The sequence below is a fragment of the Yoonia sp. genome, assembly GCF_017854565.1.
Classification (GTDB): Bacteria; Pseudomonadota; Alphaproteobacteria; order Rhodobacterales; family Rhodobacteraceae; genus Yoonia.
On record NZ_JAFMHJ010000058.1, the window covers coordinates 1 to 12,712 of the forward strand.

Annotated in this window: 9 protein-coding genes and 1 pseudogene; 4 read left to right on the forward strand and 6 right to left on the reverse strand. The window is 56.5% G+C overall.

Annotated elements, in window-relative coordinates; all coding sequences use genetic code 11:
* Positions 1 to 130, reverse strand: a pseudogene (locus QZ196_RS15680) (IS256 family transposase); the annotation flags it as partial.
* A gap of 537 nt (positions 131 to 667) precedes the next feature.
* Between QZ196_RS15680 and QZ196_RS15685 the strand changes: the two are divergent.
* Positions 668 to 5,035 carry a chemotaxis protein CheB gene (locus tag QZ196_RS15685; RefSeq protein WP_296428121.1) on the forward strand — a complete coding sequence of 1,456 codons (4,368 nt, stop codon included), beginning with the start codon at positions 668 to 670 and terminating at the stop codon, positions 5,033 to 5,035.
* A gap of 153 nt (positions 5,036 to 5,188) precedes the next feature.
* On the opposite strand, the gene QZ196_RS15690 is transcribed toward QZ196_RS15685, so the two are convergent.
* Positions 5,189 to 5,830 carry a 50S ribosomal protein L25/general stress protein Ctc gene (locus tag QZ196_RS15690; protein ID WP_296428122.1) on the reverse strand — a complete coding sequence of 214 codons (642 nt, stop codon included), beginning with the start codon at positions 5,828 to 5,830 and terminating at the stop codon, positions 5,189 to 5,191.
* Between the two features lie 318 nt (positions 5,831 to 6,148).
* On the opposite strand from QZ196_RS15690, the gene QZ196_RS15695 reads away from it, so the two are divergent.
* On the forward strand, positions 6,149 to 7,312 hold the full coding sequence (locus QZ196_RS15695; protein WP_296428124.1) for an MFS transporter: 1,164 nt from the start codon (positions 6,149 to 6,151) through the stop codon (positions 7,310 to 7,312).
* 33 nt (positions 7,313 to 7,345) lie between these two features.
* Here the strand turns inward: QZ196_RS15695 and QZ196_RS15700 are convergent, their stop codons facing one another.
* The 4 genes from QZ196_RS15700 to QZ196_RS15715 form a co-directional block, all read right to left on the reverse strand.
* Positions 7,346 to 7,591: a hypothetical protein gene (locus QZ196_RS15700; RefSeq protein WP_296428126.1), complete on the reverse strand. Its 246-nt coding sequence runs from the start codon at positions 7,589 to 7,591 to the stop codon at positions 7,346 to 7,348.
* A gap of 169 nt (positions 7,592 to 7,760) precedes the next feature.
* Positions 7,761 to 8,924, reverse strand: coding sequence for an alpha-hydroxy acid oxidase (locus QZ196_RS15705; protein WP_296428127.1), 1,164 nt, complete (start codon positions 8,922 to 8,924; stop codon positions 7,761 to 7,763).
* Between the two features lie 163 nt (positions 8,925 to 9,087).
* A complete protein-coding gene (gene trpA, locus QZ196_RS15710) occupies positions 9,088 to 9,879 on the reverse strand; it encodes a tryptophan synthase subunit alpha (RefSeq protein WP_296428128.1) in 792 nt (263 codons plus the stop codon).
* A gap of 73 nt (positions 9,880 to 9,952) precedes the next feature.
* Positions 9,953 to 10,363, reverse strand: coding sequence for a VOC family protein (locus QZ196_RS15715; RefSeq protein WP_296428130.1), 411 nt, complete (start codon positions 10,361 to 10,363; stop codon positions 9,953 to 9,955).
* Positions 10,364 to 10,458: 95 nt separating this feature from the next.
* Here QZ196_RS15715 and ychF point away from each other — a divergent pair, with 95 nt between their 5' ends.
* Positions 10,459 to 11,556, forward strand: coding sequence for a redox-regulated ATPase YchF (gene ychF / locus QZ196_RS15720; RefSeq protein ID WP_296428132.1), 1,098 nt, complete (start codon positions 10,459 to 10,461; stop codon positions 11,554 to 11,556).
* Between the two features lie 144 nt (positions 11,557 to 11,700).
* Positions 11,701 to 12,712, forward strand: a 1,012-nt coding sequence (locus QZ196_RS15725) for a DUF6035 family protein (RefSeq protein ID WP_296428134.1), incomplete at its 3' end; no start/stop codon positions are given.

Sequence of the window (12,712 nt, forward strand, 5' to 3'; positions counted from 1 at the left end):
CCAGATAACTGGCAAGCTCTGCCTCGACTGCTGTCGCGATCAATTGCTGGGCTCCCGTTCTCAACAAATCCGTCAGCGCGTCCGTCATCCCGTCTCGACGCGCAAAATCAACAATGTTAGTCGTTTCCATGGTGGTGTGTTTCCTTTGGCCGGGCTGCTGTCTCGCAACAACAAATCAACCAGATACGCCGCCAACCTTCAAACCGCCCAAACACCAGATTTAGTCATAACTCGTTCGAGTCCCTCCACTGTTCATGATATTTACCCGCTGACAGTTAGGCTGCGGTTTCCGCTTTGACTGCAAAATATCCCTTGGCGCAGCACTGGTGCAATAGCAGCCATAAACGATGGATTCACACCAAAGACCGATCATGCGTGCCGCCGCAATTCAACGCCACCCCAAGAGAATGTCCAGTTACCCTTTACTAATCCCAGCCAAGCGGTTTTGATGTTATCTTAGCGACGCGACCGCCCCTACGAAACGGCGCAGTTGACGCATCAGATCGGACAATTTTTTTGACCTTCGGGGTGCAAAACAAGCTTTGGGTGGACACCGGGTAACATGGCGCAAAAAGCAACAAAATCACCTACAAATGGCCGGGCCAAACCCGCACGCGCCAAAGCGAAAAAAGCTGACCCCAAAATAGCGTCAGGCGGCGACGCGGTCGTGCCTGTCGTTGGCCTGGGTGCGTCTGCGGGAGGGCTGCAGGCCTACACCGCATTCTTGGAGGCGACACCGGCCACCACCGGCGCCGCGTATGTTCTGGTCCACCACGTGGACCCCAATCACAAAAGCCTGATGGCAGATCTTCTTTCGACGCATACCACCATGCCGGTCGCGCCAGCCGCCGATCAGATGCGTGTGCTGGCGGATCACGTCTATGTCATCCCGCCAAACCGATATCTCGAAATCAAGAACGGCATTTTACATCTGACAGAGCCGACAGAGCGTCGCGGGACCCGCCTGCCGATTGATACATTTCTGCGGTCCCTTGCAAATGATCTTGGTCCCAATGCAATCGCCGTCATCCTGTCGGGCACCGGCAGTGACGGCTCATCAGCCATTCGCGATGTCAAGGAACAAGGCGGCATCGTCTTGGTCCAATATCCCGCTGAGGCCCAGCATGACGGGATGCCGCGCAGTGCGATCGCAACAGGCGCGGCGGATCATGTTGTTCCTGTGGCAGACATGCCGCGAATTATTGCCGACTATGTGCGTCATCCGTTCGTCCAGAACAGCAAAGAAAACGACGGGCTTGGCGAGCAGACAAAGGGGTCATTGCAGGACATTATTGCTGTCCTCAAAGCCTATTCATCGCTTGACTATAACCTCTACAAAGATGGCACACTCTTGCGCCGAATTCAGCGTCGGATGGCGCTCAAGCATATGGAAAACCCAAGCGATTATCTTGCACTGCTCAAGGATTCGCCTGAAGAAGCCCAGAATCTTTGCCGCGACCTTTTGATCAGCGTCACCGCATTTTTCCGCGACGCGGGTGCATTCGCACACCTCGAGACAGAGGTGCTGGACGATCTGGTCAGGTCGCATGATCCCGCACGCCCCTTCCGCATGTGGGTGCCGGGCTGTGCCACAGGCGAAGAAGCATATTCGCTGGCGATTCTCGCGATTGAAAAAATCTCGGCCCTGCGCAAAGACATCAAGCTACAGGTCTTTGCATCGGACATTGATGAACGTGCGCTGGCGGTCAGCCGGTCAGGGGTCTACCCGGAAGCCATCGCCGAAGACGTATCACCGGCAAGGCTCAAACGCTTTTTCACAAAAGAGGATCACAATTACCGCGTCACACCAGAGTTGCGCGATACGATTGTCTTTGCCAGTCAGAATATTCTGGCCGACGCACCGTTTTCCAAGCTAGATTTCATTTCCTGCCGCAACCTGATGATTTACTTAACGCGGGAAGCACAGGATCGCATAATCCAGATGTTCCACTTTGCGCTGAACGAACCGGGTGTGTTGTTCCTGGGCATGTCGGAAACAATCACCGACCACGAGGCCCTGTTCCAACCGCTTTCAACCAAATACCGTATCTACAAACGTGTGGATACCCCGCACGGCCGCATGATCGATTTCCCGGCCTTCCAAGGTCGGCTTGTCGACAAGGGGTTTGTTTCGAAAGGTGTTTCGGCCAAAGCAACTGGTGACAGGTTGTCAGAACTCAGCCAACGCGTGCTGGTCGCGGAATATGCCCCCGCAGCTGTACTGATCAACGCACAATCAGAGACGCTTTACTTTGAAGGCCCCACTGACAAATATCTCAGGGTCCCATCGGGCGAAACAAGCCGCGATCTGTTGGCCATGGCACGACAGGGTCTGCGCGCGCGCTTGGGCAGCGCAATCCGCCGCGCACGGCAAGAGGAGGTGGAAACGGCAAGTTCCGCCACGATCATGCGAGATGGCGTCAGTGTACCAGTCAAGATCAAGATCCATCCCGTCGATGCGGATAAAGTGAAACTATTCCTGGTAACCTTTGTGGATGAACCTGCCCCTCATCCGGTTCCTGCGGTCGCGACCACCGATGGCACGTCCAACCACGACCATCTTGAACAAGAGCTTGAGACGACGCGCGCTGACCTGCGCAATACGATCCGCGATTTCGAACGCTCGACCGAAGAATTGAAGGCCATCAACGAAGAAGCGATGTCGATGAACGAAGAGTTCCAATCGACCAACGAAGAGCTTGAGACGTCCAAGGAGGAACTGCAATCGCTGAACGAGGAACTTTCGACCCTGAACACCCAGCTTCAGCAAAAAATTGATGAAGAACGCAGGGTATCTGATGATCTGAACAATCTGCTGTCCAGTTCGGGCATTGCGACGCTGTTTCTGGATGGCTCGTTCAGGATCAAACGCTTCACCCCGGCGGTCCGTGAACTTTACAACCTGATCAGCAAGGATATCGGGCGCCCATTCAGCGACATTACCGGAAAAATCGACGATCCGGCCTTGCTGCAGGATGCCACAAAAGTTCTTGAAACCCTGCAGCCGAACGAACGGGAAGTCGCGCACCAAACAAACCGATGGTTCATCCGGCGTGTCCTTCCCTACCGCACCCAGGGTGGCAAAATCGACGGCGTCGTGGTCACGTTTTCAGAAATCACGGACATAAAGGTTTTACAGCAGGAAAACATTGCGGCACGGAAGTTTGCGGAAAACATGATCGCCACCATTCGCGAGCCGCTGATTGTTCTTGATGGCTGCTATACAATCATCTCTGTCAGCGCTTCTTTTGACAGGTTGTTCGCGCATGGCGAAGCCACCATTATCGGCAAGAGCCTGTTCGAAATTCAAAACGGCCAATGGGACATTCCGCAATTACGTACGCTTCTCGAAGGGATTATTCCCAAGAATACAACAGTGGAGTCCTTTGAACTGAGTTTGCACGTCACAGGCTCCTATACCAGAGAGATGATTGTGAATGCGCGTTCGTTCGAAAACGGCGACCTGATCCTTTTGGCGCTGCAAGACATGACCGAGCAGAAAAAGACCTATCGGGTCATGCGAGACCGCGAAGCACGCCTCAGAGCCATCCTTGATGCCGCCCCCGAGGCCATCGTGACAATTGATGAAAATGGCACCGTCGACAGCTTCAGCCCTGCTGCCGAGGGTATCTTTGGCTACCGTGCGGACGAAGTGATTGGTCACAATGTCACCATGCTGATGCCCGAGCCGGATCGCAGCAGGCACGACGGCTATCTGGACCACTATATTACGACAGGCGAGAAAAAGGTCATTGGCGCAGGCCGTGAAATGGAAGCCGTGCGCAAGAATGGCTCGCGCGTGCCGGTAAAACTGATGGTGTCCGAGATCGAAGTCGCCGGGGTACGGAAATTTCTGGGCATCATGCACGATCTGACCGATGATCGGAAACGTCAGGAAGAATTGCAGCGCGCGCAGAAAATGGAAGCCGTCGGTCAATTGACCGGGGGGCTGGCGCATGATTTCAACAACCTTCTGACGGTTGTGATTGGTAATCTTGAGCTGCTTGAGATGCGCACTGACGACCCCAATCTGCACGAACTGCTGAGCGAGGCGCTGGAGGCATCAAATCTTGGCGCGGCCCTGACCAGCCAGTTGCTGTCTTTTTCAAAAAGCCAATCGCTCGCGCCGGAATACGTCGCCCTGAACGATCTGGTCAAAACAATGCGGCCCATTCTGGAACGCACCCTTGGCGAGCAGATCAACATCCAGACCCGGCTGGCAGACGACCTTGACGCGACACTTGCCGACCCTGGTCAGATCGAAAGCACCATTTTAAACCTTGCGATCAATGCCCGTGATGCAATGCCCGACGGCGGCACACTTGCGGTCGAAACCCGCAATATTGCGCTGGATAGCGATTATGCGGCCACCCAGGTCGATCTGATGCCGGGGGACTACGTGTGCCTGTCTGTCACCGACACCGGGGCCGGCATGACACCCGAAGTTCAGGCGCGCGCGTTCGAGCCGTTCTTCACCACCAAAGCACCGGGGGCCGGGTCTGGTCTGGGCCTCAGCATGGTTTACGGCTTTGCCAAACAATCCGGCGGCCATGTTGCGATCTACAGCGAGGTGGGACAGGGTACGACCGTGAACCTATTCCTACCGGCGACCAAGGGGGTCTCGGCGGTCCGCAAAGACGCACCCCCAAAGCAGGTCTCTGCGACCCGCAACGAAACGATCCTCGTGGTCGAAGACGACGCAAACGTCCGCCGCCTGACCGTCACACGGCTCAAGGAACTGCGCTACCGCGTCATCGCGGCGTCCGACGGCCCCAAAGCGATAGAGCTTCTCAAGCAGCACCCCCAAATTGACCTTGTGCTATCCGACGTCGTGATGCCGGGTGGCATGACCGGCTTTGATGTCGCCACCAAGGCAACGGCCCTGCGGCCCGACCTGAAGATATTGTTGACCACAGGCTATGCAAAACGGGTCGATACGCCGGACGCGGCCGCGCAAGAGACAGGGTATAAAATCCTGCGCAAACCATATGGTCTGGAAGAACTGGCGCGCACATTGCGGGAATTTCTCGACTGATGCGGCATGACACCGACACAACCATGGCAAGGTATCGCGCCATTTCGGATAAGGCCCTGATTTGGGGGCGATGCCCCGCCATCACCGGCCAAAACGCAAAAAGGGCACCCCAACGGATGCCCTTTTTCCAAGCGTTGACGTGTCAATGCTTGCTTATTCTTGGTCGCCCGTTGTCGGCACTTCGTCTGCCGCAACGTCTTCGTCGTCGCCATCGCTGGACAGAAGCGCCCGCGGTGCCGAAATGTTGGCAATAACAAAGTCGCGGTCGATCACAGCCTTGGCGCCTTCAGGCAGCGTGACTTCACTGATGTGAATGACATCGCCCATCTGTACGTTCGCCAGATCAACAGTGATGTGGTCGGGGATATCACCGGCCAGCACGTCCATTTCGACTTCGTTGCGCACAACAGTCAGAACGCCACCTTTCTTCACGCCTGGGCATGTGTCTGCGTTCGCAAACTCGACCGGAATAAAGATTTTCACGCGGCTGGTACGCTTCAGGCGCATCAGGTCGATGTGTGTGGGCAGATCCTTGACCACGTGGCGCTGAACGCCACGGCAGATCACGCGTACATCGTCCTGACCTTCAACCTTCAGGTTGAAGAGCGTCGACATAAAACGGCCCTTGCGCAGCAGTTTCAGCAGGTAGTTAAAGGGAATGTTCAACGCGACGGGATCAGTCCCACCACCATAAACAATGCCAGGTACGTCGCCATTACGGCGAGCTTGACGAGCGGCCCCCTTGCCTGTCCCCGTCCGTACCGTAGCGACAAGATCAGGAATCTCACCAGCCATAGTATTTCTCCGATATGTTATGGACCGCCCTCCAAGGGTGTGCGGTCCTGATAGAAGGCTGCCTATAGGGGGGATTACCATGTTTGAAAAGGGGGTTTTTCAGCGGCTGCCCTGTCACCCCCCAATATCGCAGGGTGGCGCAGGGCGCGGCCTGACCGGGGCCGACACGTCGGATGCAACGCCCACCGGGGTCTACGGTTGATGACAGACACGGCGCGCCCTTATCTGTCTTGCGCGCACGGACACGCAGGCGACAATCAGCGACCCGGCGCACTTTGAAACTTGCTTTGGAAACTAAACGCAGGCAGGCCTTTGCTCATGTCAGTTTTGAATGCCTTGTCCGTGTCGCGCCGCCCCGCTGCAGCCTTTGTTGTGGTGGGGCTATTTTGGGGCTGTTTCGCGGCCTACATCCCGGTGATCAAGGCCCAGCTTGGTGCCTCGGATGGGCTGTTCGGTGCGCTGTTGTTAGGCTCTGCCGTAGGGCTGGTTTCGTCGATGTGGCTGGCACCCATGGCCGACCGGATGTTGCGCGGACGGGGCATGCAGGTGGGCGTGATTGCGCTGTCCCTCGCGTGGTTGATCCCCGGCCAGATCACGGCACCGCTGGTCTTTGCGGTGTCGATGGCCTTTGTCGGTCTGGCCTCGGGGTTGCTTGACGTGATCATGAACGCGCGCGTCAGCGAGCTTGAGGCCGAACACAACCGTCCCCTGATGAATGCCAACCACGGCATGTTTTCACTGGCCTATGCGGCGGCGGCCCTGATCGTCGGCATCACCCGCGAAGTGGGGCTGCCCCCGGTCCCGGTTTTCGCTGGATTTGGCCTGTTTTGCGCCCTGTTGATTCCCTTTGTGCGGATGGATGTGGCCGTTGTCGCGGCGGCCGAGGGGGACAGCGGGCGCTATCCGCTTTGGCCGATCATGCTTTGCGGCGGCATCGTTCTGGTCGCCTTCATGTCCGAAGCCACGGTCGAGGCATGGTCAGCCCTGCACGTCGAACGCACGTTGGGTGGCGGCGCCGCCGAGGGCGCGTTTGGCCCAGCGATGCTGGGTCTTACAATGGCTGCGGGGCGGTTTTCGGGACAGATGCTGGCCGAACGCCTGCGCGAAATCAACGTGGTGATCACTGCAGCACTTATCGCGGCGACAGGTGCGATCATCGCTGCTTTCGCCGCCACGCCGGTCGCGGCCTACGTAGGCTTTGGCGTTTTGGGTCTGGGTGTGTCTGTCATCGGCCCGCTGGCACTGGCGCTGGTGGGTAAACTGGTCGCACCGCATCTGCGAACCGAAGCGATCAGCCGGGTGGCTGTAATTGGATTTTCGGGGTTCTTCTTTGCCCCGGTCCTGATGGGGCAAATGTCGCAGGCCTTTGGGCTGCGGGTGGCCTTTGCGGGGGTGGCGGGCTTGCTGATCCTCGCGGTGCCGCTGGCACTACTGGCCGCACGGCAACCGCACCAGTTGCGCGCCGAACAGGCCCGGATTTAACCCCGCGCCCGTCGCTCTGCGGCTTGGAGTGCCTCAAGACGGTAATTCCGTAATGACCTCATCGGTTCCGCCATTGTCATTGCTGGACGCCGCAGCGATCAGCAATGCCAAAATCCCCAAGATGATGAGGCCGCTGCTGACCGACGATCCGGCGGGAGCCATTTCGTCCTGAACGACGACCGGGGTCTCCATAATTTCCGGTGACAGCCCGCCCGCCTGAACAGCAGATGCAGAAAATGCCAACGCGGCGGCCGTGATCAGACTTGTCGTAATACGCATGGTGAATACTCCCTAATGAACCCATAACATGTTGCGGTCTTGGACAGGCCGCTAAGGGCACACCAAAACATGGACCAGTATGACCCGCCCGCACGCCTGATAAATGATTTGGATCAATCGGCTATCATAATGGTGCAAAACACCTTTGCAGCTGTCACCGTATCTGCGTTCAGACCCAGTCGCCCTCGAAATTCTTCGGCACCAACAGCACATCGCGGTCAAGGGTGGCGGCATCGCGGCGACCACACAGCGCCATCGTCACGTCCAGCTCTTTGTGGATCATCTCAAGTGCTTTGGTCACGCCCTTTTCACCCATCGCCCCTAGCCCATAAATATATGCGCGGCCGATAAACGTGCCTTTGGCCCCCAAGGCGAGCGCTTTCAGCACGTCTTGGCCAGACCGGATACCGCTATCCATATGCACCTCGATCTGGTCGCCCACGGCCGCAACGATCGACGGCAGCACGCGGATCGCAGATAAGGCGCCATCCAACTGGCGCCCGCCATGGTTGCTGACCACGATGGCATCTGCGCCGACCTTCACGGCATTGCGGGCGTCCTCAACATCCAGAATCCCCTTGAGGATCAGCTTGCCACCCCATTTCTCCTTGAGCTTGGCGATCTTGCCCCAGTCCAACTGCGGATCAAACTGTTCCGCCGTCCACGAACTCAGGCTGCTGGTATCGCCGACATTCTTGGCGTGGCCGACGATGTTGCCAAAGGTGCGCCGCTTGGTCTGCAGCATCCCGATACCCCAGCGCCATTTGGTCGAAAGATCAATCAACGTCGGAATCGTCAGCTTGGGCGGCGCGGTCAGCCCGTTTTTCAGGTCCTTGTGACGTTGCCCGAGGATCTGCAAATCCAGCGTCAAAACCAGCGCGGAAACCCCTGCGTTCTTGGCGCGTGCAATAATGTTATCAATGAATTCCTCGTCCTGCATGACATAAAGCTGAAACCAGAACGGTGCCTTTGTATGGGCCGCCACATCCTCGATGGAACAGATCGACATCGTGGACAGCGTGTAGGGCACACCGAACTTTTCGGCGGCCTTGGCGGCTTTGATTTCACCGTCCGCGCATTGCATCCCGGTCATCCCAACCGGCGCAAGCGCAACCGGCATCGCCACATCCTGACCGATCATCTGAGACTTTGTGGTCCGGTTCGTCATGTCAACCGCAACCCGCTGCCGCAGTCTGATCTTGTCAAAATCCGACGTATTCTCCCGGAACGTCTGTTCCGTCCAACTACCGCTTTCAGTATAATCATAGAACATCTTGGGCGCGCGACGTTTGTATATGCGGCGCAGATCGTCAATGGTAGTAATAACCGGCATAGGAAAATCCTTGGATTGGTAATGAATCATTACCGATTTCCAGCGCAAGATCAACAGAACTGATGCCCGGACACAAATAGTGATCGGGCGCAGCAAGATCAGTGTTATCTCGGGAACATATCATGTGGGGGTTTGGTGCCAGCCTGCGCAGACGCCAGCACCGTCAGGCCCCGTGCGTCCCATCAGCGAGCGTTTTTACAAATGCAAGCACATCGGCCACGCTTTCACCCGCCCCGACTTTTGCAACAATCGCCGATCCGACAACCGCACCATCCGCAATAGCGGCAATCGACTGTGCCGCGTCGGGCGTTTTGATACCGAATCCGACGATCACCGGCAGATCAGTCTGCGATTTGATCCGCGCAACCTCGGGGGCAACATCTTCTGCCTGCGCCTCCCCGGTGCCGGTGATGCCGGTCACGGACACATAATAAACAAATCCTGATGTGTTTTGCAGCACCTTTGGCAGGCGCTTGTCATCGGTTGTCGGTGTGGCCAGCCGGATGAAATTTATCCCCGCGGCCTGCGCCGGGATGCACAGCTCTTCGTCTTCTTCGGGCGGCAGATCGACAATAATCAACCCGTCAATTCCAGCCGCCTTGGCGTCCACCAGAAACTTGTCCACGCCGCGCGAATAGATCGGATTGTAATAACCCATCATGACAATCGGCGTGACATCGTCTGTTTCACGCAGCGCGCGCGCATAATTCAGCGTCTTTTCCAGCGTTTGGCCACCGGCCAGCGCGCGTTGCCCGGCCAACTGAATGGTCACACCATCCGCCATCGGATCCGTGAACGGCATGCCCAATTCGATGATATCTACGCCCGCCGCGGACAGACCTTTGACGATTTCCAGCCCAGTGTCATAATCCGGATCGCCGGCCATCACATAGGCAACAAAGGCTTTCTTGCCCTCAGCGCGCAATTGCGCAAATTTCGCGTCGATTCTGCTCATCGTGGTCCCCGTCGTCAAACACCTATGCGTTTGCGCCATGGGGGCCCAAAAATCAATGGCTCAAATCACTGGCTCAGGCCATGCCGTCGCAGGTCACCATCCAGCGGATGCCGAATTTGTCGGTCAGCGTGCCAAAGCCTGCAGACCAGAACGTTGGTTCCCAAGCCATGCGGATCTCACCGCCGTCGGCAAGCTTGTCAAAGACTGCCTTTCCCGCGACCGCCGTCGGCAACGACACCATGACCGAACACCCCTCCATCGCGGGGCTATTGGCGGAAAAATCATCCGACAGCATGACCGAACCTTCACCGATCTGCATCTCGCAATGCATCACCCATGACTTACGATCCTCGGGGATGTCCATCTCGGGCGGACCGTCGGCCATTGTCATGAATGCCGGAACCGCGACCTCAAATATCTCCGCATAAGCCGCAATCGCGTCACGTGCCTGACCGTTAAAGAAAAGATATGGGGTAGGTTTCATTGTATGATCCTCCTTATTATCATCTTAACATATCTCCGACTTGCGGTGTAGGGCATTGCTCCCTAGAAGCAGCACGAGTTTCAAGGAGAGCCGCCATGGGTTTCAAGATGGGTATCGTGGGTCTGCCGAACGTCGGCAAATCGACCCTGTTCAACGCGCTGACCAAAACCGCCGCCGCACAGGCCGCGAATTTCCCGTTCTGCACGATTGAACCCAACGTCGGCGACGTAGCCGTGCCCGATGCGCGGCTGGATAAACTGGCGGCCATCGCGGGCTCCAAACAGATCATCCCGACGCGGATGACCTTCGTCGACATCGCAGGGCTCGTCAAAGGCGCCTCCAAGGGCGAAGGCCTCGGCAATCAGTTTCTCGCCAACATCCGCGAATGCGACGCGATTGCCCACGTGCTGCGCTGCTTTGAAGACGATGACATCACCCATGTCGAAGGCCGCGTTGATCCCGTCGAAGACGCCGATGTGATCGAAACCGAACTGATGCTGTCCGATCTGGAAAGCATCAAAAAGCGCCTGCAAAACCTGTCCCGCAAGGTCCGTGGCGGCGACAAAGAGGCCGCAGTGCAGGAGCGCCTGCTCAAAGCCGCCCAAACTGCGCTGGAACAGGGCCAACCCGCACGCACCGTCCCGGTTGATCCCGACGACGCCAAACAATGGCGGATGCTGCAACTGCTGACGACCAAACCCGTGCTTTACGTCTGCAACGTCGAAGAAGACAGCGCTGGCACCGGCAATAGCCAGTCTGCCCGCGTCGCAGAAATGGCCGCCGCGCAGGGCAACTCGAGCGTCGTGATAAGCGCCCGCATCGAAGAAGAAATCAGCCAGCTCGACGCCGAAGAAGCCGACATGTTCCTTGGCGAAATGGGCCTTGATGAACCCGGCCTTGATCGGTTGATCCGCGCTGGCTATGAACTGCTGCACCTGCAAACCTACTTCACCGTCGGCCCAAAAGAGGCGCGCGCCTGGACGATCAAGGAAGGCACGTCCGCCCCGCAGGCCGCCGGCGTCATCCACGGCGATTTTGAGCGCGGTTTCATCCGTGCCGAAACTATCGGCTACACAGATTTCGTGACGCTGGGTGGTGAACAAGGCGCCAAAGAAGCGGGTAAAATGAAAGCCGAAGGCAAAACTTACATCGTCAAAGATGGCGATGTGATGCACTTTTTGTTTAATACATAAGCCGGGGTTCACCCCCAGCCGTTCTGCTTCGTGTGGTTGCAAAGTTTAGGCTTCGCGCATTTGGCTTCAATGAGACAACTTTCTAACTATATATAGCTGCAAGAATGCTATTTCTCATTGTGTGAACTTATTGCAGGAGGCTTCATGGAGCAGAACTCAACTGGGAATGCTCAGGGTCGCATGTTGCCCCCCTCTGGTACCATTACGCGACAAGTGCTCGCCGCAATTGTCGGAACTGACGGTCAGGTTGTTCGTATTGCTGACTTGTTGGTTAGCGATATAATTTTGGTCGGAGAAATGCGCATAAAGATCACGGAGGCGCGTTCTCGCCGGCAAAATGCATATGCTGAATGCGCCTGCTGTGGAAAACCTGTATATATTACATTTGCCCGCAGTCCAGGCGGAAGCGGCTCATCTCCATACTTCAAGCACAATGGCGATGCCGGGAAAGAATGCCCCTGGACAACAGATAGACCGGACGACCCGCGTTCTATTAGAGCGCAGCAGTATGAAGGTAGGCAAAAATCTGCAAGGCATGACAAACTAACAGCAATGATCCACGACGCCCTCCTATTCGATAGCAGGGTTGAACATGTTGCCATCGAAAAATATCACTTCCCCAAGCACCACGAACGTGGCCATGGCCGCTTTCCTGATGTTTACGCCCGGTTAGTTGATGGTCGCGAGTTTGCATTTGAGGTGCAACTGTCTGGCACATTCATGACAGAAATATCAGAACGTCATGCTTATTACTCGAAAGAAGGCGTCAGTCTCGTCTGGCTCTTTGATGGGCAAGAGGGCGATTTCTCCAAGCAGTCTTTCAAAGATGTTATTCAAGACCACTCACTTGACGCGTTCTTTTTTGACGAAGATTGCCTACGCTCATCTCAGCAAAATGGCGCATTTCAACTCCAAAGAAAAGCCTTGAGGGATGGTAGGTTAGAAGACCGGCCAGCCTGTTCGTTTGACGATTTCATTATCCTTCCTGGACTGCTGCCATTTGTCGAAGATGGGCTGTCCGAGCAACTCGTTGCTCAGGCGCGCGCGGCCCGATCCCCCTTGATTGAGGCATATAAAGGGCTCTGTTGCACAAATTCTGTAAGGGATTCATCTAGTGAATCCAGTGTGGTAGCTGGAGGGCATGAGCAGACCCATC